The sequence below is a fragment of the Pseudoalteromonas sp. Ld19 genome, from assembly GCF_045064135.1.
Taxonomy (GTDB): domain Bacteria; phylum Pseudomonadota; class Gammaproteobacteria; order Enterobacterales; family Alteromonadaceae; genus Pseudoalteromonas; species Pseudoalteromonas aliena.
In genome coordinates this window covers 170,035-192,852 of record NZ_JBISHA010000018.1, presented here as the reverse complement: position 1 = coordinate 192,852, position 22,818 = coordinate 170,035, and the positions used below count along the sequence as shown (strand labels likewise).

Here is a 22,818-nt window from a genome sequence, read left to right as displayed (position 1 = left end):
GGTTTGAGTGGATAAGTTACTTGAACAAATAAAAAAAGGGGTTGTTTGGCCATTTCCTGGCGGCATACACCCACCACAACAAAAATCACTCTCTAATAGTGCGAGCATTACGCGCCTACCATTGCCCGATAAGCTCGTAGTGGCGCTAAAGCAACACATAGGCGCAAACGGTAAGCTACTTGTCGAAAAAGGCCAACATGTACTTAAAGGCCAAGCTTTAACGGCTCCTGTTGCTAACTGGTCAGTACCTGTGCATGCACCAAGTTCGGGGATTATTACTGATATAGCTCCACAGCCTTCGGCGCACCCTTCTGCATTACCAGAGCTAAGTGTTGTTATTGAACCAGATGGTAAAGATGAATGGGTGGCACTTAACCCAATTAATAATCCAACAACGCTGAGTCACGACGAATTAGTAAATATAATTCATCAAGCAGGCATTAGCGGTATGGGCGGCGCAGGTTTTCCTACCTATATAAAAGCTGACACAAAGCAACCTATTGAGTTTTTGATAGTTAATGCGGTTGAGTGTGAACCCTATATTACAGCCGACGACACCTTAATGCGTGAGCATGCAATTGAGGTCATTCAAGGCCTGGAACTCATGCAACAGTTGCTAAACCCAACGCTATGTATTGTAGGCATTGAAGATAACAAACCCGAAGCTATCATAGCGATGAGTAAGGCGGCTGAGCATAACGAAAAAATAATTGTGCAAACGGTCCCGACTATTTACCCATCGGGCGGTGAAAAACAACTCATTAAGCTACTCACTAATCGTGAAGTGCCAAGCGCCGGCATACCGGCAGATATTGGCGTGCTTGTGTACAACACAGGTACGTTGTTTGCCGTGCAGCAAGCTGTGTACGAAGGTAAACCACTCATTGAACGGGTAGTGACGGTTACGGGTAATACTATCCATAAACCTGGTAATGTGTGGGCTTTATTAGGCACTGAAATAAAACACTTACTTGATTGCCAAGGTTTTTCACCTGTACCACAGCAACGCGTTGTTATGGGCGGCCCGATGATGGGCTTTACTCTGCCCACAGTCCGTATTGGCGTTGTAAAAACAACTAACTGCATACTAGCGCCTGATCATAAAGAACTTGCAGAGCCAGGCCCTGAAAAAGCCTGTATTCGCTGTAGTGCGTGTGCTGATGCTTGCCCTGCCTCTTTATTACCGCAACAATTACAATGGTTTGCTAAATCAAAAGAATACGACAAACTCCAGGAACACAATTTATTTGATTGTATTGAATGTGGTGCATGTGCCTATGTTTGCCCAAGTGAAATCCCACTTGTGCAATACTACCGTGTCGCCAAAGTGGAAATAAAAGAACAACAGGCTGATAAAATTAAAGCCGATCGCGCAAAAGAGCGCTTTGATGCACGTAAAGAGCGCTTAGATCGCGAGCAAGAAGAAAGGCAAAACCGTCATAAACGCAAGCCTGCGACTAAATCAGCTGACGAGAAACAAAAAGTGGCTGATGCGCTAGCCCGCGTTAAAAGTAAATCAGATAATGGCGATGAAAAATCGGCTGTTGCTGCCGCTATCGCCCGTGCTAAAGCTAAAAAACTCGGCGATCAATCAGCTGAGTTAGAGCCTGATAATAGTGAAGTCGCAAAAGAACGCGCACTTCGTAAAGAACAAGCGCGAAAATATAAAGATCAAAAATCTCAAACAGATGAATCAGCCGTGAGTGAAACGCCACAAAGCGATGCACCAGTTGATGACAAAAAAGCCGCCGTTGCCGCTGCTATTGCCCGCGCTAAAGCTAAAAAAGCAGCGCAAGCAAATGAAGCTACTGAGCCTGCTGAGAGTGAAGTGCCGCAAAGCGAAGCGCCAGTTGATGATAAAAAAGCCGCCGTTGCCGCTGCTATTGCACGCGCCAAAGCCAAAAAGGCGGCCAAAGCATTAGAAGACGCAGAGCCAACCGTGAGTGAAGCACCACAAACTGATGCGCCAGTTGATGACAAAAAAGCAGCCGTTGCCGCTGCGATTGCACGCGCCAAAGCCAAAAAGGCGGCCAAAGCATTAGAAGACGCCGAACCAGTCGTTAGTGAAACGCCACAAAGCGAAGCGCCAGTTGATGACAAAAAAGCACCCGTTGCCGCTGCTATTGCACGCGCCAAAGCGAAAAAAGCAGCTAAAGCATTAGAAAATGCAGAGCCTGCCATTAGTGAAGCGCCGCAAACTGATGCGCCAGTTGATGACAAAAAAGCAGCCGTTGCCGCTGCGATTGCCCGTGCCAAAGCCAAAAAAGCGGCTAAAGCACTTCAAGACGCAGAAACACCAAACGCACCCGATAATACTGACAATTCATCTAGCTCTATTGACGCTAACGTACCTAAATCAAGCGACGATAAGAAAAAAGCAGCTGTTGCTGCCGCTATTGCCCGAGCAAAAGCCAAAAAGTTACAAAAAGAAGGAAATGATCAGTCATGAAATTAACCATGGCCAGTTCGCCGCATAATCACAGTCATAAATCGTTAACGCGATTAATGCTCACCGTTATAGCTGCGTGTATTCCTGGACTCATTGCTCAAGTTGTATTTTTTGGCACTGGCGTGCTCATTCAGTTAGTACTGGCATTAACTGCAGTAACGGTTTTTGAAGCGGCCATAATGTTTTTGCGTAAGCGTCCTATTTGGCCTGCATTAAGTGATGGCAGTGCATGGCTAACCGCTGTGTTATTAGCGTTAAGCATTCCGCCTTTAGCCCCGTGGTGGATAATTATTATTGGTTGTTTATTTTCTATTGTTATCGTTAAACAATTGTATGGCGGCTTAGGGTTTAACTTATTTAACCCTGCAATGGCAGCCTATGTATTGTTATTAGTCTCATTTCCGGTGCAAATGACCTCATGGTTACCAGTGACTGATTTATTAAATAACCCGATTGGATTTACTGAACAACTGCGCATAATATTTACCGACTTCACCTCTCTTGGTTACAGCTTAGACCAAGTCCGTGCAGGTATTGATGGCATCACGATGGCAACACCTCTTGATACTATTAAAACCGATATTGGCCACGGCTTAACGGTGACCGAAAGCATGCAAAAATCATTATTTAATGAATGGGCAGGCCTTGGCTGGGTGTGGGTTAATTTAGGCTTTTTAGCCGGTGGTTTATACCTACTTAAAGAAAAAGTCATTAACTGGCATATCCCAGTGAGCTTTATTGCAAGCTTAGCTATGTGCAGCGCCATTGGTTATATTGCAGCGCCAGGAACTGAGCCTGGTACAATATTTCACTTATTAAGTGGTGCCACTATGATGGGGGCATTCTTTATTGCGACTGATCCGGTATCAGCTGCCACAACTAATAAAGGTCGTTTAATTTACGGTGCTTTAATTGGTCTACTTGTGTATTTAATTCGTACTTTTGGTGGTTTTCCGGATGCCGTTGCGTTTGCAGTGCTGTTATTAAACATTGCAGTGCCATTGATTGACTACTACACGCAACCACGTACTTATGGGCATGGAGCAGTAAAATGATTATTTCATCTATGGCTAAAAATGGCGCTATTTTAACCGCATTTGCCCTTGTAACCACGGGGCTCGTTGCGTCAATTAATGCATTAACAGCCGATAAAATTGCCGAACAAGAGCAATTACATCTGACGTCTCAATTGCAAGAAGTACTTGACCCGAGTACTTACGATAACGCGCTTTCAACCGATTGCGTTATTATTTCAGATGAACGGTTAGGCCCTTATGCTAATCAAATAATTTATCGCGCCCGCAAAAATAACAAACCCGTTGCTCTTGTTGTAAGGCATGTTACACCAAGTGGTTACAGTGGCGATATTAACTTGCTAACGGCCGTTTTAAGTGATGGTACTATTGCAGGCGTGCGCACCACTAAACACGAAGAAACCCCAGGTTTAGGTGATAAGGTAGAAGTTAAAAAATCCTCTTGGATCACCACCTTTAAAAGTTTAACAGTGCAAAGCGAAAACGATGCTCGCTGGGCCGTTAAAAAAGACGGGGGACAATTTGATCAGTTCACAGGAGCCACCATTACGCCTCGTGCAGTGGTTGGCTCAGTAAAAAACGCAGTGCTGTTCGCACAGAGTGAATTTGATGCTATTTTTGCCGCGCCTAACGCCACATGTGCAGAGGTAACTAAATGAGCGAATTAAAAACATTATATAAAGAAGGTGTATGGGTAAATAACCCTGCCCTAGTGCAGCTTTTAGGTCTTTGCCCGCTGCTAGCTGTTACCTCTACAATTACAAATGCACTGGGTCTAGGGCTTGCAACACTGCTTGTTTTAGTCGGCTCTAACGTAAGCGTATCAATCGTAAGAAACTGGGTACCAAAAGATATTCGTATTCCGGTGTTTGTCATGATCATCGCAGGCTTTGTAACCATAGTGCAGTTACTCATGAACGCCTATACATTTGGGCTTTACCAATCATTAGGAATTTTTATTCCGTTGATTGTTACTAACTGCGCCATTATTGGCCGTGCTGAAGCGTACGCATCTAAAAACCCAATTCACTTATCAGCCTTTGATGGCTTAATGATGGGCTTGGGCTTTATGATTGTACTGGTCGTTTTAGGTGCTATGCGTGAACTAATTGGCCAAGGTACGTTATTCGACAGCGCCGATTTATTATTAGGCCCGTGGGCACAAAGCTTACGCATTGAAGTATTTAGCTTTGATAACCAATTTTTACTCGCCATTTTGCCACCCGGCGCATTTTTAGGCCTAGGGCTGCTTATTGCGGCTAAAAACGTAATAGACGCACAAATAAAATCAAAACAAATCGCACCGCCAGAGGCTGAAAAAGGCCCTCGAGCACGTGTTACTAGCTTAACTTAAGGGGAAAGCGCATTAACTTAGCAAAAGCTAATGCGTTTTAAGTTGCATGAATAAAGAAAAACGTCACCAAATACTGTCTCGCTTACGCGATAACAACCCACACCCAGAAACCGAGCTTGAATATTCAAGCCCGTTTGAATTACTGGTAGCCGTAACACTCTCAGCACAAGCTACAGATGTCGGTGTTAACAAAGCCACCCGAAAACTGTTCCCTGTTGCTAATACACCACAAGCCATTTTAGATATAGGCCACGATACACTGCGTGATTATATAAAAACAATCGGTTTATTTAATTCAAAAGCGGCCAACGTGTATAAAATGTGCCAAATATTGGTTGATGAACATAACAGCATCGTGCCAGAAAATCGTGAAGCCCTAGAAGCCCTTCCAGGCGTTGGCCGTAAAACAGCTAATGTTGTACTCAATACCGCCTTTGGCTGGCCTACCATCGCGGTAGACACGCACATTGACCGCGTATCTAACCGTACCAAATTTGCGATGGGCAAAAACGTAGTCGAGGTTGAGAAAAAACTTTTAAAGGTTGTACCAGCTGAATTTAAAGTCGATGTACATCACTGGCTGATTCTACACGGGCGTTATACTTGTACAGCCCGCAAACCAAAATGCGGCAGTTGTATTATTGAAGACTTGTGTGAGTTTAAAGACAAGACTGAGTAGGTTTGAGTCAAGATCAAAGTTATACATGTTATACTCTGATCTGTTTTAGCATTGAAATATCGGTCCATTGAGCAAATAAATCTTTTAAGCGCAATATTGTTAACTGTAAAACTAAGGTTAGTTAGAGTTTTCCCCTTTTATCATCATATTTAAACGCTTTGTATTCCGATCCGCTCTTTAATCCACAAGAATGAGTATGTGTATTCTTAAAAGTAATTGGAATAGTTTGACCACAAGGAAGAACATTATAATTGGGTGGTAAATTTGGTCCACACTTTTGAACATCAAAGTGCAAGTGAGGGCCCCCACTTTGTCCGGTATTACCACTTAACCCTATAATATCTCCCGCTTTTACTTTATCTCCTTTTGATACAAATGAGCCATTTTCTGTAAGGTGGAAATATCTTGCTACTGAGCCATCATCATGTTGAATAAAGATATAATTTTCTTCCAAATCTTTATTATTTCCATCTTCAAAAACCTCTCGAACACTTACGACTTCACCCTCTCTAGATGCAACTATTTTAGTACCAATAGGCATTACAAAATCTATTGCAAAAGTACCTACCCCATTGTTCGAGGCGCGATAATGCTCTGTAGCAGCATAAACACTTCTTGTGGTGCCCACTTCGTAAGGTAACAAATAGACTGAATTTTCTAGATCTGGAAATACAGTGCAATCGACCACCGGCTTTGAGCAAGCAGCTAAAGAAATAGGGATTAATAACGAGCTTACAACAAATTTTTTCATCAATACTTTCCTCTATAAACTGTATTAGTCGCTTAAAGTACCACAAAGGTTTAAAGGTGTTGAAAATTAAACTACCAATCTGAGAAAAAGCAGATACCAAATAAAATAAGCTTTCAATCTACTTTAATTATATTTTGGCTAGCCTACCATCGCGGTAGATACGCATATTGACCGCGTATCTACCCGTACCAAATTTGCGATGGGCAAAAACGTAGTCGAGGTTGAGAAAAAACTTTTAAAGGTTGTACCAGCTGTATTATGAAGACTTGTGTGAATTTAAAGACAAGGCTGATTAGTCTAGTTTTATAATTAGCGAAAACGCCAATGAACTATTTTTCCAGCCGATTTAAAGTTGTACTTTCTATAAAATCCAGCCTATCGCTAGCCTAATCTAAAGCATAGTCAATCGCCCGAATAAGCTCTGCGTGCTATATCCTTTGATTGACTATTAATTTCCATTAACCTTTTTTTTCCTTAATTTTTTCGCCTTCATAACTTTGTAAAAATTCTATAATTGACTCTTTTAAGTCCTCTTCATCATCGCTAATATATTTTAGCGCCAGCTCAGCCTGTTGCTTAGCATACTCATTTTGTTCCCTATTTTTATACGCTTTGGCAAGATTAAATTGCACCCAAGCAGAATCTGGATAAAGTTCGGCATTATATTTAAATAAATCCATCCCCTGACCTGGCTTAAACAAGCCATGAGTCATATAGTCGCCCCCAAAATTGACGGCACCCTTGCGAGGCTTTATCTCATAGTAGAGGTCGTCTGATAAGTTCTGAAAATGCTTAATTATACCTTCTCGCCCCTGCTCCATTACCGCAAAAGGAAGGGACCAGTTTCGATACAGCTCATTCAATGCATGCGTTAACCCTGTAATATTGGTTGCTACATGGGGTAAAGTCTGTAACAGCTCACTCTTAACTCTAAAACCACTAGGCTTAGTTTCCTGTAGGAATCCCTGAAGCTCTAAAAATGCTTTTCGCATTAACTTAGACCGGTCGGTGCCTGAGTTGAACCCTTCGTTACCTAAATTCATATAAACAAACTGATTCAATTTCTTTTTGGAAGATACATAACTCTTCAGTTTTTTAACCGTTTCTTTATTGCCCCAATGAAGCGAAGGGCTCAATGCAAAGTGTGCCGTAAATAATTCAGGTCGAGAATGCAAGGCATGAAGTGACAATAGTCCACCTAGGGAATGACCATTTAATATTCTAAAGTCTGAGGTTTGATATGTTGTATCTATAAAGGGAATCAATTCTTTTTCAATATAATCTAGAAAAATATCGGCCCCACCTGTTCCCTTATGGGTTTCATGAGGGCTTGGCGTATAGTCTCGAATGCGATCTTCGTTTTCAATGGCAACAACCAAAATATCTGGAATAAGCGCATTAGAGTAGTACGAGGTAACGACACCTTGCACCATCCTTTTATAGTATTTTCCGTCTAATAAATATAAAACTGGATATTGGTGGCTTGGCTTTTCATCATAATCATTTGGAAGATAAACAGTAATTTTTTGTTTTTCACCCAATGCTTTGGATTCAATGGTGTGTTCATTAAGAATAACATCTTCAGCAAATGAAAAAGAACTGAGGCATGTTAACAGGATAAAAATCCCTAATTTTTTTAAGTAGTTCATAAACTTCCTTGATTTATTGTACTTTTTCTAGACTACCAAATAACACTTTTCATGAAAAGTTGTTTGTTTTAAAGCGCAATACCAATGGAACTCCCTAGGGCGTGTTGACCTTTCGTGATTGATTTTGCAGCAGTATGTTTGGTATTTAGGCAAGGCAGAGCCTGTGATGTGTGGTTGTTCCCCATAAATAGGCGATAACGCAGCATAGATACCAAACATGCGCTGCCCTTTGGGTTCTTTCTAGGGACGATTAACTCTTTGTTGCTCGGTTTTTACTTAGCCCACTAGGTTACAAACCTCGCGCCGCGATTTAATCGCCCCTAGATTGAACAAATTTCAATCCACAAAGGTCAACACGCCCTAGGAAGAGGAAGCTATGTGTTTTCACTAAAAGCGACCAGAAGATAGTCTTACTCAAAATTATGAAGATGGTAATTACACATTTTGTGTCTTATATAAGTAAGGAAAAACGGCTTAAGAAGGTAGTGATTTCAGCAGACTTTGTAGTTGCATATTCAGCGGTTAAAAAACATGCGAATAAAGTGATTTATTTTATAATCAGGCTGCCGGAGGTCTCTGCTCTCTAGCCTCAGCACCGCAGTAGTGGTAATGAAACAGCCCAATTATTAGAACATTATCAAAGTATTAATTTCACAAGTCTCACTCCTTTGGTTATGCTACTGAGTATTATAAATTATATTGCGAAACCCCCCATGCTACCGATACTTCGTATCTTGTTAATTGAGCAAGATCCAATCACCCTAAAAGAGCTTTCAACGAATCTGTCAAAAACAATTCCTAATTTCGAGCGAGACGATATTCATATCGATATTGTTGAGCGTCTTGAGCTAAAACACGCGTTGGAAAGTGTAGAAGAAGATGGTGATATTCAAGCGGTTGTACTCAGCTGGGATTTGCAAAATAAGGTTGGCGAACGAACTTATAGTCGCTTTATCGAGCAATTAAAAGCAATTCGTCTTGAGTTGCCGGTTTATGTTATTGGCGACGACACTAAAGGGCTGGAAATTGTTAACGAGTCAGAAGAAATTGAGTCGTTCTTCTTTAAAGACGAAGTAATTTCTGATCCAGAAGCAATTTTAGGTTATATGATCAACGACTTTGACGACCGTTCAGAAACGCCATTTTGGACAGCGTATCGCCGCTATGTTGGCGAGTCGAACGATTCATGGCACACACCTGGTCACAGCGGCGGCTCTAGCTTTAGAAACTCCCCTTATATCAAAGATTTTTATCAGTTTTATGGCCGCAATGTATTTGTTGGCGACCTGTCGGTGTCGGTTGATTCGTTAGGTTCATTGTCAGACAGCACCAATACTATTGGTCGGGCTCAAGAATCAGCAGCGGCAACATTTGAGGTTAAACATACCTATTTTGTCACAAATGGGTCGTCTACCTCAAATAAAATCATCTTGCAGACACTGCTTCGCAAAGGCGATAAAGTGATCATCGACCGCAATTGTCATAAATCGGTGCACTATGGCATCTTGCAATCAGCGAGTTTACCTATTTATTTGTCGAGTATTTTAAATCCTAAATATGGGATCTTCGCGCCACCGTCGTTGGCCGACATAAAACAGACGATTGAGAAGAATACCGATGCAAAATTACTGGTTCTTACCGGTTGTACCTACGATGGCCTACTGAGCGATCTGAAACAAGTGGTCGACTTTGCCCATCAACATGGTATTAAAGTGTTTATTGACGAAGCGTGGTTTGCTTACTCTTTGTTTCACCCGAGCTTACGCTATTACTCTGCTATTCATGCAGGGGCAGACTATATCACCCACTCAGCGCATAAAGTGGTATCGGCGTTTTCTCAAGCGTCTTATATTCATGTTAACGATCCTGACTTTGATGCCGATTTCTTTCGAGAGATTTACAGTATCTATGCCAGCACATCGCCAAAATATCAGCTTATTGCGTCCCTTGACGTATGCCAAAAGCAATTGGAAATGGAAGGCTACAAGTTGCTTAATGCCTTGTTGAATCATGTGGAAGAATTTAAACAACAAATGGCCTCGCTCAAGCAAATTAAAGTGCTAGGTAAGCAAGATTTTATGGAAATATTTCCACACTTTAGCGGTGATAACATGGGCCACGATCCGCTAAAAATTCTTATCGACATTAGCGAATTGCCTTATTCATTAAAGGATATTCATAAATATTTACTGGACGAAATTGGTCTAGAAATAGAAAAATACACTCACAGCACTATTTTAGTTTTGCTGACCCTTGGCGGCACGCGTTCAAAAATAATTCGTTTGTACAATGCGCTGAAAAAACTCGACAGCGGTAAGGTAAAGTTATCAACATCAACGCGCAGAGCCCGCTTACCAGAAAACTTACCAGCGATAGACTTGGCGTGTATTCCAAGCGATGCTTTTTATGGTGAGCGCGAATCTGTGCCCATCGCTAAAAGTAACAACCGTATTTGCGCCGGTTTAGTTACCCCTTACCCGCCAGGCATTCCTCTTTTGGTACCAGGCCAGCATATCACTGAGGATCATATTGAATACCTCAAAGAGTTAGCGGGACAAGGCCTGACTATCCAAGGCAGTTTCGATGGCGAAATTTACGTTCTTAAAGGCAAGGTTAAGAAGTAAAGGTATCCTGTAATACAGTCACGGTTTTCTTACTGAGCTGTGTCGTAAGACACTGCTCAGTATTTTTCTAAGCTGCCTGTGCGGCAGTGAACCCCCACTGAAACGCAATAACGCGAACTTAATTTTTCTAAGCTGCCTGTGCGGCAGTGAACTTGCAAATGTATTTGCAGTTGTTCGCCCTGAGTTTCTAAGCTGCCTGTGCGGCAGTGAACCCAGCACAAGCACGGAAACCTCAACGCTTGGCTTTCTAAGCTGCCTGTGCGGCAGTGAACCAGTGTCGAATATATCAGCGCTTTCTTCGTGATTTCTAAGCTGCCTGTGCGGCAGTGAACCACATTATCAAAGTATTCAATACCTTTAGTTTTTTCTAAGCTGCCTGTGCGGCAGTGAACATCTACAGCCGCTTTTTTAACTGCGTCAGTAATTTCTAAGCTGCCTGTGCGGCAGTGAACGTGAAATACAAGGGATACCCGTTTCGCATGATTTTCTAAGCTGCCTGTGCGGCAGTGAACGTCGCGAGTTAGTAACGAGTACCGCCCTATTTTTTCTAAGCTGCCTGTGCGGCAGTGAACGGTATCCACTTCACCAATAGCTGCTTCGATAGTTTCTAAGCTGCCTGTGCGGCAGTGAACACTGATAATGTTAATTTTGCAAAGTCTCAGTTTTTCTAAGCTGCCTGTGCGGCAGTGAACTGTAAGCGATAAAAAACATAGCGCTGATGTTTTTTCTAAGCTGCCTGTGCGGCAGTGAACATTATGCTCCACACAGATAGCCCGAACTCATTTTTCTAAGCTGCCTGTGCGGCAGTGAACACTGCAAAAAATAGCGGGGTTATTTGGCTAATTTTCTAAGCTGCCTGTGCGGCAGTGAACAAATTGCAGAGGCTTACTACAAGCACAGAAGCTTTCTAAGCTGCCTGTGCGGCAGTGAACTTGGTTTTAATGTTACATCATCGACGGTTATCTTTCTAAGCTGCCTGTGCGGCAGTGAACACTCGTTTGCCGACTCGGTTAACAATGCTAACTTTCTAAGCTGCCTGTGCGGCAGTGAACGTTCTCGCCGATTTGTGCGTTAGCGTTGTCAATTTCTAAGCTGCCTGTGCGGCAGTGAACTATTTGGTGCTGCTGGTAACTCTGCTATTGCATTTCTAAGCTGCCTGTGCGGCAGTGAACAGCTTGATTGTAGTTATGGGGTGATTCCCATTTTTCTAAGCTGCCTGTGCGGCAGTGAACCACTCCACTCAACCTCCCCGACTGACGTATCATTTCTAAGCTGCCTGTGCGGCAGTGAACGTTAATTATGGCCCTATAGATGCGGCTATTGGTTTCTAAGCTGCCTGTGCGGCAGTGAACATCATAAAAACCTACCACACCCTTTCTACAGCTTTCTAAGCTGCCTGTGCGGCAGTGAACGTTTTGGTGATGATGGATTTATATACTCAATATTTCTAAGCTGCCTGTGCGGCAGTGAACAAGTGCAATTTTTACATTGCCAGCTCTGTTTTTTTCTAAGCTGCCTGTGCGGCAGTGAACACCATTAAAACCACTACCCCCGCTTCTGTGCTTTTCTAAGCTGCCTGTGCGGCAGTGAACCCTCGTTTAACTTACTCCACTTTGATGATGGTTTTCTAAGCTGCCTGTGCGGCAGTGAACGGGTGGCACTTGCAGGCTTTACCTTTGTTACTTTTCTAAGCTGCCTGTGCGGCAGTGAACGCCACCGAGTTCAGCGCTGATAGACAGATATTTTTCTAAGCTGCCTGTGCGGCAGTGAACAACGGACATAACTCTAATGTTTCTTTTGATGATTTCTAAGCTGCCTGTGCGGCAGTGAACATTAGAATATCACGCAAAAAACAAGTTACAACAATTGATTAAAGCAAAATATGAACTTTTACCTTATTTTTATCGCTTGTTGTAACTTGTTGTTTTAGTTTCTAATTTTTAAAGAGCAAAAATAAAGGTTAAAACTGGGGAATACTAACTAGCTTTTCTTTCATGTTATGGTTTGTGCTTAAACCATAACAATTAAATGTACCAACTTGTTGTTCCGTAACTTCTATCTTTTTGATAAACAGTGGGAATTTTCTGCTTGCATTCAAGTCTCGCTGTCTCGTTTCTTGGCTTTCTAGCCAAATAAAAGGTAATTTGTTATTAGCTTTAGGTTTGCTTTTTTCAAGCTCAAGTAAACAAACATCAAGCGGTTGCCCTGACTTTTCAGCCCAACGCTGTGCTTTACTAAGCATATCTTTTTCTATTCGCGCCTCACCTTTTACTTGCATCCGAATAAAAGCTGCATAAGTCACGTTTTCTGGCACTGACTTTATCGACTTAATATGCACGTAGTCTTCAAAACGGTTTAACCACTTGGCAATATTAAGCTTAGTAAGTTGCCCTTCTTCATTGGCGAGTAACCTTAATTGATTGCCAAGCGGAAATGCGTGTTCACCATAGCTGGGGAAACTAACGGCAATAGCTGATTCGTTGTTCCCTACTTTGTTATCAACTAAGGCAATATGCACTTGTTGATATACCTTTTGCCAAATAAAACCAAGGGTAATGTCGGTTTCTGGCAATAAGGTTATATCGAGATAATATTTCATTTGATCTCCTCCTTTATCGAATAAAGGTTACTTATCACTTTCGCCAAATACACCACCACGCACTAATATAGCCATCACGTAATGTTCATCTTCAATACGATCTAGCTCTGTTCCGCGCGCCCATTTATCAAAAAAAGTATAAAAATCCTGTTTATCTTTTGGTGTTCTGTACGCTTTACCTAGATTAGTTACTGCGCCATAAGGTTCTATTGCAATTGGGCCTGCTGTTTTTTCTTCATCGTCAAACTCTGGGTACCAAGTGTCTATACTGCGAAGTGCGTTACCTAATTTTTGCGAATGCATAGCGGCAATATCTTTGACTGAATAGAGTATTTTACTTTTTTTACCTTTGCCTTTATCCAATACTAATTCTTCACTTGGATACACTTCTTGGGCTTTACCTACTTGCACAAAGCAGTTTATCTCCAACATTAAAAAATCATCGCTACTTGATAAAGCCGATGCTATGCGCTCGCCTAATTCTATGACTTTTTTATCATCATTATTAAAGTGACGTGTACTAAATTGTGTCGCGTCAAACACCCATGACTGCTTACTGTTTTTATTTAATGCGTTTACTTGTACTTCAATATTTTCAGCACCAACACGGTTACGCCATAAAAATCGGGCATTCGCTAAGTTAAGTGCATAGCGTTTGCCTAATTCTTTAAAGCCTTCTTTTTCAACATACGTTGATACCGCTTTACTGTAGCTTTGTTTAAATAATGCGTTGTTACAAGCAGAAGGAGTTTGTACGCCACCTAATACTTTTAAAGTAAAGTGTAGTTTTAATGTGTCTTGTTCTGGGTCAAGTGCGCAACTATCAACCGTTTGTAAATTAGCTTTTTCTACTTCTGCATTGAGTTTTACAGGATCGCTTTTAATTGCCGCTTTCAAACGATTTGAAATAGTACCGCGTACTGATTTTTCAATAAGTTGTAATGGTGTTTGAATACTTTTGTTATTACGGTCTTCCCATTGCGTGCCATACATGTAACCGTCTGACGGTACTAATTTCTTTTCAAATGCTAATACTGATGCTGTGTCTTGATTTTTAGCCATGATAATTTCCTTTTTAATAAATTAAGTTATTCGTAATAAGAGTTTTCAATTTCTTCTTCTGTTTGAATAGTTTTTTGTGTTTGACTACAAAGATATAAGTTATTGGTTTGGTCTGTTTGATAACGCCATAACATTTCATCGATTGATTTAACACGGTGTGGCATTTTAAATTCACCTAATGTCACAACACTTTCTGCAAAACGATGAGGGGTATTTGGGTCTCGTTGATTTTTTGCTTCACCTAAGTCAGTTAAACCATGAAAACCTGTCGCTATAGGGACTATCCAACCTTTACTTTTCCGTTTGCTTGACCAAGTTATTTTTTCTGCATCTTCAACAACTGCTTTTGCACATTGATGATGAATCGCAAGGTGATCTATAAGTGCGTCCATAGCATCTTGCCCTGCTTCCATAGCTTCCACCATTAAATCTCGACGTTCAATGATGGCGTAACCCGGCATGAGTTTTCGTGTTAATGCAGTAAGATCTGCTGTATTACCATTTTCTACTTTAAAAAATTGAGGCGCTTTAAACATTAAAATATCGCCACCAGCTATTTTCATTTTGCTGTTAAGTAGGTGAGTAATATTGTCTTGTAGGTTTTGTTCGTCGTCCTTTTCAATGCCTGTATATTCAATCACTAATGACACATCTAAATGGCAACGTGCTTCTTCTATAAATGCACTTCTTGACCCTGTTTTATCTAGAGGGTTGCCAGTACCAATAATTGAATGAACAAAGTCATCAATACCTTTATGGGTTTGTAAATCACATTGATGGCTAATTACTGCAACGCTATCAAACTTAATACTGTTATAACCTTTAGTATTTAATTTTCGTTGTAGTGCGTGTACCGCGCCAAGCCATGCAGTCATCGCCGGAAAACCAATAGTAAAAGGACTTGAAAGGGCATTAGCGTTATGTACTTGTATATGGGGTAATAAAAGTAATCGTTTTATATTGCTCATCTGAAAAACCCCCTATTACGGTCAATAATGTCAGCAAATAACAAACGCTCAGCTTCACCTAATTTAATCGCTTGTTTATCTAGTACTTTTTCGTAACTACGGCTTAACCATGCTGATATTTCAGTCACTAGTAAATCTAACCATTGTTCTGAGTTTTCTCTTTCCTTAATATTATTGGCAAGCAACCAAGTACGTTGGGTACGCGATAGTGAAGAGGTGTCCTCGTGGAATTGAGTTTGCGAAACAGCGCGAACCGCCCACATTTTCTCAATAAGTAAGTCGATTATGTTTTGTAGGTAACTGTCCCGCGCATCACGAATATTAATATTGTTATAATCTGCCTGAAACAGTTTATGTAATGCTTTAAAGTGAGCGGCATATTCGTATTTTTTAAATGATTCGACAAAAAAATTACTTTTCGGGAAGTGAATATTTCGTTTTTCGATATTTGGTGGCAATGACGATAAAAGATGTGCTTTACCGCCATTTTGATTATTTAGCACGCTGATATTTTGTGGTTTTGTACCACCATAACCTATGGTTGTTAAACCGTAAATTTCGCTATAGCCTTGTTCACTAAATTCATTTTTTCGCTTTTTATCGCGTAGTTCCTTTACTTCATCTGAAAATCGTAATTTATCGAGCCGTGAACGTAATTGATAAATCATCCCTGAATTGGTTAACAGCGATAGTTGGTGATAATCATCATCAACAGGAAAGTAAACTTGCTTTATTTTAGAGTTCGTTTGAGGTTCAACATTCTTAATCATTGATAATAAACCTGCTTTTAAATCATCGTATGGCTCGGCGCAATAATTTAATATATTCCTCGCTTGTTCACTATTCTCATGCAAGTGCTCAAAAAATCGCTTACCATCCGCTAAAGTTAAAGACAGAAAAGCTCCTATTTCACCAATACTCCCCACCTCTGCACCATTACCTATCGAATCTAAATTAATGCCTATAACATTTCCTGTTTTTAGAAATCCATCATTCTCAAAATTTCCTAGATGAATAACAGGTGATACATAAGTTTTCTTTTTTATATTGGTATCGGAAGCCCCAACATCTGGATGGGTAAATTTACTAGGATGGCTTGAAAGAGCTCTTTTAATAGCTCCATTTGATGCATAAGATAACCAATGACTAAGAGAATAGTGTGAATCACACTCTTTTATTAAACTCTCTTTTATCTCAATAGGCATTGCAGGTTTAATTTTTTTTCTTTTCCAATTTTCTTTTAATTTTTCAAAGAAATTATCGACTTCTTTAGCTAACATTACTGATCTCCTTTCTTATTCATTTTAACCAGTCCAAACTGGTCGTTATATTCGTATTGTGCGTTTTCACGCTCTACCATATTAATTTCACCATAGCGAAGCGAAACACGTTTAAGGCTTGTTAACCACGGTTCGCTTAAATACAGTGTTAACAGCTGTTGATAATTTCGGTTTAACCATACGTTTTGTTGTTGTTTTTCTGTTATCGCCAAATGTTTAATATTGAGTATACTTTCTCGATTAATGGCTTGGTTATTCATATCGACTAACGCTTTACCTGCTTCATCTTTTTGGGTGAAATAACAACTGTCTTCAGTTTCGTTATAAAACAAGAATAAATTAATGCTCGGCTCACTTTTTCTAAAAGGGGTTAACACTTGAGGTAAAGCCGTTAAGTACCATGTTTCAGTTAAGTAGCCTTGCATAGTATTGGCACCAAATTCAGAAAAATTTGTCAATTGTGCTGCCGTTACTTTGTGTTCAATAAATGCTAATAACTATTTATCTGTTTGGATAGGTACTTTTATCCTAGATATGGCATTTAAACTCTTGCTAATCCATGATTCATTCACTAATTTATTAATATCATGATTATGTAATGTCTTATCCCAACCACCTTCGTAACCAGGTCTAATAAAATACTTTTCACCTTGTTTGTCATCACCTTTAAAAGCTTTGAGGTTATATTGCATGATGCCAATATTAGCGCACTCAGTAGCCTCTGCTCTATGCCTGCGTACACGTCCTGCCAATTGCACAATTGATCGATAAGAAGACGGCTCAATAATTGCCCAGTCAAAATCATGATCACGCCCTACTTCCTCTACCGGTGTGGCAACTAAAATAAAGATGACATTTTTTACTGCACTGCTCTTTTTGCTGCATGAGCCTAAATGTTGCCGAATAATTGAATTCGAAAAGGCTTGTTGTGGCTCTCCTGCTTTTTCTTTTCTTTTTAATACTGCATCAAGATGTTTTTCTTGTTCGTGACGTAAGAGTAATACTTGTTGACTGTGATAAGCCATCACCTTTACTTGGGTATCAGCTGGGTAATCTGCTTGTAATAAATATTTAGTCAATTCAACACAAGGAGAAATATTTGCGACACGTACCACGCCAAATGACACATTTATACCTGTGTTAGCGTCAATACTATGATGTTGTTGATGCTTAGCTAAAGTGGCTAGCTTTACTGTTGAAAAATAATGAAATTGTTTACTTTGTTCGATGTCGTATTCTTTGGTTAAGGCTCCCCCTAATATTAGTGGGCAAGGCACTATGTTAGCTTTACGCTTCGCGATTTGTTTATTCAAGTTATTAACACGTTTATCAATAAAATTACCGTGATTAGCTTGATATTGTTCAAGCGCACTATCGCTTTGTCCTACATTCACGCTATGAGTATGTGTGGTAAATTCATCTATCCATGCACACCCTATTTCAGCTTTGGCTTCATCTCGGCTATTAGTAAAAATTTGCCAGCCTTTTTTGTAAGCATTGAAATAACCTAACGCTAAATCAGGTGGAATAGTTGCTGATGAAATCATCACTTTTCTACCTAACATGCCTGCTAAATGAATAAGACGACCAATAGCAATAAGATCATCACCGGTAAAATCATCTATTTCATCAATAACTAAGTCTGATGACATTAAACGCAAACTTGGCAATATATAACGCCCACCTCGTTTGGTTTCAGTTGCTGCCATCATGTGATCGATAGTACACGCGAGTACAGGAGCATATAGAAATTGTTTATCTTTAGTGCAGGTTAATACTGTGCTTAATCCTTCTTCGGGGATTTCACAGTCATAATCGACAAACTCATCTAGTAAGGCTTCTCTAGATTCAGAACCTAACACTTCATCTGATATTTCATCTTGTTTAATTTCGCGCTGGTTATGTAATTCAGCAACAGCTCTTGAGCCAATTAGTACCGCTAAATCAAATTTAGTTAACCCTATTCTATCGCGGTATTCATCACCTGTTTGTAAGGTTAGTGTACGTAAACCAAGGGCTAGAATATAACGCAAACCCTTACCGTCAACCGACAAAGCACGCATTACTTTGGCGTTAGCAAAGGTTTTACCACAGCCTGTGCTTGCCATGTTTACCGCAAAAAATCCTGATACTTTTTTATTTTTCTGTGTTTTCCATTCATTAATTTTTGTAACGGCTTTATCTTGCCATTTATATTGAGGATCGGTACTTACTTTTCTTAATACTTGAATGTCAGTTGCTACTGGCGGCTCTTGTTCAAATGCTGGTAATAAATGAGCGGTGTTTAATGCATTTTTTGCCACACCTACTAAATGTTCGTCGAGCTTTTGTTTTAGCTCACTTGTATCTCTATCGGTATTAGCAAATAGCCCTGTGTTATCTTGCCAATTTTTAGCGGCACCTTGTGATGAATAAAAATGATCGCCTAGCATTAAACATAAACGCGCATGATGCAGCACCAATCGATAACTACCATCTTGGATTGCAGATTCAAGTAATGGTAGATTGTTTTTTAGGCTTGTTGCCCAACGTTTTATTTGCCTACACCACTCTTTAGATTTTGATAACAGACCATTGGGGAACGCAAAACATTGTTTAACGCGTTCATTATATTCGGCTTCGTCTTGTTTGTTTTCATAACCCCACTCTTTGGTTATCCGCTTAAGCATTGAAGATAAGCCTGGTGCTTTTTCATCTCGCCAGTCTCCTTTTGTATAAGGTAACCGATGATGTGAAACGATTAACCATGCGAGTAATTTAGCCGCGTTAGGTAATTCATCAAGTGGCTTTAAGTTTTCTTTTTTAACTGCTTTTTTTAATTGGCTCTCATTAGCGCCAGCTGTAATAAGTTCATTTAGCCAAGCTTCATCAGCTTTATTACTCACTAAAGCATTGAGTAATAAAACAGAGATCCATTCGTGCCGTAATGGATCTCCCTTAAATTTATTTTTACTGTTAGGTTTCAATTTTTCTTGGAATAGTTGTGATGCTTTGCCCCAATCGTGTAGCAATGCAGAAAGGCCTGCAAGTGATTTAATTAAGGGCAGATACTTCCAGTCATTTTCTATTTCACTGTTTAATAAGTTCTTCTTAGTACTATTAACCGCCACTATCCCTTCGCTATTAAATTTACTTTTATTTCCCACGACCCATATAAATTGACTACGGCTACGCGAACGTATCCAATGGCAACTTACTGCGGTACTTTTACTTGCTGTTTTACGGAGCATTTTTTTAACGGTAAGTAGGCCATCCTCAGTAATGAGGGTTTGCCACGTGTTATCGCCGATGCGGTTGGCAAAGGCGTCAAGTACGCGGCGTGTTTTCTTTAAGGCGTTTTTTTCGCATTGGCTAACAAAGGTGACCATCATAATGAGCATCGCTCTTTCGTTATTTGACGCGCTAAAGCACGACCTACCGGCTTATTAAGCATCTTTGTGCATCCCGTCATTATTAATCTCTTTATGATTTTCTAAGGCTATTTGCTTGACCGTGTCAAACATAAAGTCGAGGGATTTATGATCCGTAAAAGCTTGTAATACTTGCTGGCGAAATTCTTGCTCTGTGGCGTTCTCTTTGGCGCATATAAAGGCCCAAGGCAGTACAATGGCATCTTTTATTAAATCGGCCACATCAAACACCAATGCACCACGTCTGGTTTTTCCATGCATTACAGCAAAACCATGAGGAATACCTAACACCCATAAACAGCTTGCAGCTAACCCATAGGCAAGGTAGTTACCATGATTTAAGAAGTCGTTGGCTTTATCAGTGCTTTGATGCTGGCGTTTAAATGCTGCGGTGCTGGTATTATTAGCCGCGTATTTATAAAGTACTTTGGTTAATTGCGCTTCGGTAAGTAGTAACTCTGACTGTTTAGTCGCTGCACTGGTACGCGCTTCAAAGGTGCTCAATGCTATTTGTATTTGTTCACTATTAAAGTCGAACCCTTCGTTTTTTAAATCGCGGTCTTTATTCCATACTTTTTGTAAATAACTAATGCGGGCTTGCTGCATTGTTTTTGCAGCTAGTAAGCGTTTTTTGTCTTCAAACCAAAATTGTAGCCAACCATGTAAATATTCTGTTGGCCTGTATTCACTTTGTGGTGTAAACCATTCGACCTCACACGCCATATATAAAGGAGTGCCCCCACCACCGGTAAAGCCAACAAGCACACCCGCTTGTGACAACATTCGCATTGCAGCTTGCGTTATTGATGTGCCATTTCCCAGTAATAATACAGTGGTATTGGCAATAGGTACGTTAAAGTATTGGTTTTCGTTTTTAGCTTCAGTAAGGTACAAAACACGCCCATCTTTTTGCATAACACGGCAGTATTCTAGGTAGTACATATTAGCGCGTTTTGAATGCAAAATTGTTTTTAAGTCACTTGGGCTAAAATCATCCATTACTTTTTATCCTTTATTATCGTTGCGTCTAAATTACTGGCTGTTTACCTTTTCAGCAACACTGTATATTTATCACCTGTCGTAATTTTAAGCATGTTTTTAGTTTATTATTATCTGCCTATTTATTAGATATTACGGCATGTAAGGTTGTAAATTAGCTAAGCAATCGGGGCTGAGTATAATTTGTTGCGCTTCGGGGTTTGCTTGATAGCTATCTACACGTAGTTGTTTTAAAAGGTAAAGTAATAAAGCAGCGCGAACTTTTAGGTTACGCTTGTAATGACCATTGGGTTGTTGGTGCATTTGGTGGTCGAGCGCTATTATTTTTGCCTTATTGGCGGTTAGCCGAGGATCTGGCTCTATACTAACTACCAGTTGAGTTTGCCATAATGTGTCGTTTTGTTGGTCATACTCAGCTGGCCCTTCTATTTCACATTCGCCATTAAAACGAGTAAGAACAAAGTCTCTAAAATCACGATTTTTTTCGCAATAAGCGCGTACATGCCAGCGAGCACCATCAAAAACTAAATTATGCGGGCTGATAATACGCGATTCAAACTCAGGGTTTGATACTGAGGCATAACCAACGTCTATTCGTTGCTTATGTTTTAGTGCGTGTAATATCCCACTCACTCTTTTTGGATTTACTGGTACTAGCGGGGATTGCATAGCAGTAAAGTGATTATAATATTCACTTTGAATACCTTGCTGGGTAATGCTTAAATATGTACCAAGATCTTTTTCACCATACCTTGGCATAAAGTGATTTGTTGCCTGATAGCCTTTTTTTGAGTTGTTGTAAGTTAAAGATTTAGGATACAGTTTTACATAATCTTGTATATATTTAGATGCACTTGAACGACTTATATTAAAATGGTGTTGTATGTGCTTAGTCGTTAAGCGATTTTCCCAAAATACAATAAGTTCTATAAAATGAAAGCGCTTAATTAGATCGTAATTTATGTGTGGCGTCATGCTGTTCCTTAGCTATTTTTTTATCCTTTTTACAAAGTATCAAATTAGCTAAGAATAACAATGACAAATTTTGTGATAAAACATTTGTAAACACAGACGTTTTTGAGTGCTTACTTAAGCATCATGTCGATCCGCATATAAATTATGCCACTTTATCTGATCTCTAAAGTATATGGTTTTATAGCCCTTATAATAAGGGGGTGTAAATTAACTACGCGGTTTAGACGCCTTACCTACTATTCTTATAATTATTAAATGGCGAGCCGCCTCGCCGTTTAACAGTTGGTATTAAAACTCAAATAATATACCAATTTGAGTGGTTTCATTTCGGCCGAACTCAGCTTCAGTATTCGCATACGAGAGTGAAAGTAAAACCAAGTCACTTACAGGGACTTCAAACCTTACTTTATAAGTAAAATCGGTGCCTGAAAACTCTTCTTCGGCCTCAGGTCCGGGGTTCAAAAACAGTCCTTGTTTTGTCTCCAGTTCCCAGTGTGAGAAGCCGACCATTGGCACAACTTTAAAATACGTAGCTAAATCAAAAGAATAGCCTGCCATCGCCTTAATTTCATAGGTTTCGTAACTATCAAAAGTACCAAATAATATATCGCTTGATGAGTAGGCTACGTTAGCTTCTGTTACTACATTGTTTGCAAATTTATAACCTAGTACGTAATTTATAGAGAGTCCGTCTGTATCAAAATCCTCTTTTAAAATAGCAAAATCTTTATCTACAGCTATTTTACTAGTACCTAGCTCTACACCCATTCTTATTTGAGCCTCATTTGCATGCGAAGAAAAACTACTTATGAGTAAAGTAAGAGCAGTAAGTGAGATCATTTTTTTCATTTTATTATCCAATATTAAGTTAATCCTAAAAGCGATGCAGTGTTGCCCCTAGGCTAGGTTCAATATATGATAATGAGCGACCCTAAATTAATCTACAGACATAGCGGGACATTTTTAAATATGCCATGCTGCGCGA

The 22,818-nt window shown here is 40.1% G+C and carries 17 protein-coding genes, 1 pseudogene and 1 CRISPR repeat array; of the genes and pseudogenes, 7 read left to right on the top strand and 11 right to left on the bottom strand.

Translation table 11 applies throughout. The features are described from left to right. Positions 1-7: 7 nt before the first annotated feature. The 5 genes from rsxC to nth are packed head-to-tail and all read left to right on the top strand — an operon-like array spanning position 8 to position 5,516. Positions 8-2,449, top strand: a complete 2,442-nt coding sequence (gene rsxC / locus ACJJVZ_RS08610; RefSeq protein WP_405599785.1) for an electron transport complex subunit RsxC — start codon at positions 8-10, stop codon at positions 2,447-2,449. Next, entirely contained in the window at positions 2,446-3,504 is a 1,059-nt protein-coding gene (rsxD, locus tag ACJJVZ_RS08605; RefSeq protein ID WP_193154446.1) for an electron transport complex subunit RsxD, read from the top strand. Before rsxC ends, rsxD begins: the two co-directional genes overlap by 4 nt. Next, positions 3,501-4,142 (top strand): electron transport complex subunit RsxG, encoded by a 642-nt coding sequence (rsxG, locus tag ACJJVZ_RS08600; RefSeq protein WP_193154447.1) that lies wholly within the window; start codon positions 3,501-3,503, stop codon positions 4,140-4,142. The genes rsxD and rsxG overlap by 4 nt, the downstream gene beginning before the upstream one ends. After that, positions 4,139-4,837, top strand: a complete 699-nt coding sequence (locus ACJJVZ_RS08595) for an electron transport complex subunit E (protein WP_193154448.1) — start codon at positions 4,139-4,141, stop codon at positions 4,835-4,837. Before rsxG ends, ACJJVZ_RS08595 begins: the two co-directional genes overlap by 4 nt. Positions 4,838-4,883: 46 nt before the next feature. Continuing rightward, the gene (gene nth / locus ACJJVZ_RS08590; RefSeq protein ID WP_282131249.1) at positions 4,884-5,516 is read left to right on the top strand and encodes an endonuclease III; all 633 of its coding nucleotides are present in this window, start codon (positions 4,884-4,886) and stop codon (positions 5,514-5,516) included. Positions 5,517-5,637: 121 nt separating this feature from the next. Here the strand turns inward: nth and ACJJVZ_RS08585 are convergent, their stop codons facing one another. Next, positions 5,638-6,267, bottom strand: coding sequence for a M23 family metallopeptidase (locus tag ACJJVZ_RS08585; protein WP_193154450.1), 630 nt, complete (start codon positions 6,265-6,267; stop codon positions 5,638-5,640). Positions 6,268-6,409: 142 nt separating this feature from the next. Between ACJJVZ_RS08585 and ACJJVZ_RS08580 the strand changes: the two are divergent. Further along, positions 6,410-6,520: pseudogene (locus ACJJVZ_RS08580) on the top strand (endonuclease III); the annotation flags it as partial. A gap of 205 nt (positions 6,521-6,725) precedes the next feature. On the opposite strand, the gene ACJJVZ_RS08575 reads toward ACJJVZ_RS08580, so the two are convergent. Continuing rightward, positions 6,726-7,916, bottom strand: a complete 1,191-nt coding sequence (locus ACJJVZ_RS08575) for an alpha/beta hydrolase (RefSeq protein WP_405599781.1) — start codon at positions 7,914-7,916, stop codon at positions 6,726-6,728. Between the two features lie 713 nt (positions 7,917-8,629). Here ACJJVZ_RS08575 and ACJJVZ_RS08570 point away from each other — a divergent pair. Further along, entirely contained in the window at positions 8,630-10,540 is a 1,911-nt protein-coding gene (locus tag ACJJVZ_RS08570) for an aminotransferase class V-fold PLP-dependent enzyme (RefSeq protein WP_405599779.1), read from the top strand. A 64-nt stretch (positions 10,541-10,604) separates the two neighbouring features. Continuing rightward, positions 10,605-12,372: a CRISPR direct-repeat array (repeat unit 28 nt; unit sequence TTTCTAAGCTGCCTGTGCGGCAGTGAAC). Positions 12,373-12,500: 128 nt separating this feature from the next. Here the strand turns inward: ACJJVZ_RS08570 and cas6f are convergent. From cas6f to ACJJVZ_RS08525, 9 genes are all read right to left on the bottom strand, one after another. Further along, positions 12,501-13,139: a type I-F CRISPR-associated endoribonuclease Cas6/Csy4 gene (gene cas6f / locus ACJJVZ_RS08565; RefSeq protein ID WP_405599777.1), complete on the bottom strand. Its 639-nt coding sequence runs from the start codon at positions 13,137-13,139 to the stop codon at positions 12,501-12,503. A gap of 27 nt (positions 13,140-13,166) precedes the next feature. After that, the gene (gene csy3, locus ACJJVZ_RS08560; protein ID WP_405599775.1) at positions 13,167-14,201 is read right to left on the bottom strand and encodes a type I-F CRISPR-associated protein Csy3; all 1,035 of its coding nucleotides are present in this window, start codon (positions 14,199-14,201) and stop codon (positions 13,167-13,169) included. Positions 14,202-14,227: 26 nt separating this feature from the next. Then, positions 14,228-15,169, bottom strand: coding sequence for a type I-F CRISPR-associated protein Csy2 (gene csy2 / locus ACJJVZ_RS08555; protein ID WP_405599773.1), 942 nt, complete (start codon positions 15,167-15,169; stop codon positions 14,228-14,230). Further along, positions 15,166-16,449 (bottom strand): type I-F CRISPR-associated protein Csy1, encoded by a 1,284-nt coding sequence (locus ACJJVZ_RS08550; RefSeq protein WP_405599771.1) that lies wholly within the window; start codon positions 16,447-16,449, stop codon positions 15,166-15,168. The genes csy2 and ACJJVZ_RS08550 overlap by 4 nt, the downstream gene beginning before the upstream one ends. Continuing rightward, positions 16,449-16,907 (bottom strand): hypothetical protein, encoded by a 459-nt coding sequence (locus ACJJVZ_RS08545; RefSeq protein ID WP_405599769.1) that lies wholly within the window; start codon positions 16,905-16,907, stop codon positions 16,449-16,451. The genes ACJJVZ_RS08550 and ACJJVZ_RS08545 overlap by 1 nt, the downstream gene beginning before the upstream one ends. A gap of 39 nt (positions 16,908-16,946) precedes the next feature. After that, positions 16,947-19,820, bottom strand: a complete 2,874-nt coding sequence (cas3f, locus tag ACJJVZ_RS08540) for a type I-F CRISPR-associated helicase Cas3f (RefSeq protein ID WP_405599767.1) — start codon at positions 19,818-19,820, stop codon at positions 16,947-16,949. Between the two features lie 54 nt (positions 19,821-19,874). Beyond that, positions 19,875-20,858, bottom strand: coding sequence for a type I-F CRISPR-associated endonuclease Cas1f (gene cas1f, locus ACJJVZ_RS08535; RefSeq protein ID WP_405599765.1), 984 nt, complete (start codon positions 20,856-20,858; stop codon positions 19,875-19,877). Between the two features lie 132 nt (positions 20,859-20,990). Next, complete coding sequence (locus ACJJVZ_RS08530) at positions 20,991-21,833, bottom strand: WYL domain-containing protein (protein WP_193154459.1); 843 nt, start codon at positions 21,831-21,833, stop codon at positions 20,991-20,993. Positions 21,834-22,121: 288 nt separating this feature from the next. Beyond that, a complete protein-coding gene (locus ACJJVZ_RS08525; RefSeq protein WP_226894471.1) occupies positions 22,122-22,682 on the bottom strand; it encodes an outer membrane beta-barrel protein in 561 nt (186 codons plus the stop codon). Between the last annotated feature and the right edge of the window lie 136 nt (positions 22,683-22,818).

Excerpts from the sequence above, each read along its gene's own strand:
- rsxD (WP_193154446.1), top strand. The coding sequence starts at position 2,446 with ATGAAATTAACCATGGCCAGTTCGCCGCATAATCACAGTCATAAATCG.
- rsxG (WP_193154447.1), top strand. The coding sequence starts at position 3,501 with ATGATTATTTCATCTATGGCTAAAAATGGCGCTATTTTAACCGCATTT.
- ACJJVZ_RS08595 (WP_193154448.1), top strand. The coding sequence starts at position 4,139 with ATGAGCGAATTAAAAACATTATATAAAGAAGGTGTATGGGTAAATAAC.
- nth (WP_282131249.1), top strand. The coding sequence starts at position 4,884 with ATGAATAAAGAAAAACGTCACCAAATACTGTCTCGCTTACGCGATAAC.
- ACJJVZ_RS08585 (WP_193154450.1), bottom strand. The coding sequence starts at position 6,267 with ATGAAAAAATTTGTTGTAAGCTCGTTATTAATCCCTATTTCTTTAGCT.
- ACJJVZ_RS08575 (WP_405599781.1), bottom strand. The coding sequence starts at position 7,916 with ATGAACTACTTAAAAAAATTAGGGATTTTTATCCTGTTAACATGCCTC.
- ACJJVZ_RS08570 (WP_405599779.1), top strand. The coding sequence starts at position 8,630 with ATGCTACCGATACTTCGTATCTTGTTAATTGAGCAAGATCCAATCACC.
- cas6f (WP_405599777.1), bottom strand. The coding sequence starts at position 13,139 with ATGAAATATTATCTCGATATAACCTTATTGCCAGAAACCGACATTACC.
- csy3 (WP_405599775.1), bottom strand. The coding sequence starts at position 14,201 with ATGGCTAAAAATCAAGACACAGCATCAGTATTAGCATTTGAAAAGAAA.
- csy2 (WP_405599773.1), bottom strand. The coding sequence starts at position 15,169 with ATGAGCAATATAAAACGATTACTTTTATTACCCCATATACAAGTACAT.
- ACJJVZ_RS08550 (WP_405599771.1), bottom strand. The coding sequence starts at position 16,449 with ATGTTAGCTAAAGAAGTCGATAATTTCTTTGAAAAATTAAAAGAAAAT.
- cas3f (WP_405599767.1), bottom strand. The coding sequence starts at position 19,820 with ATGATGGTCACCTTTGTTAGCCAATGCGAAAAAAACGCCTTAAAGAAA.
- cas1f (WP_405599765.1), bottom strand. The coding sequence starts at position 20,858 with ATGGATGATTTTAGCCCAAGTGACTTAAAAACAATTTTGCATTCAAAA.
- ACJJVZ_RS08530 (WP_193154459.1), bottom strand. The coding sequence starts at position 21,833 with ATGACGCCACACATAAATTACGATCTAATTAAGCGCTTTCATTTTATA.
- ACJJVZ_RS08525 (WP_226894471.1), bottom strand. The coding sequence starts at position 22,682 with ATGAAAAAAATGATCTCACTTACTGCTCTTACTTTACTCATAAGTAGT.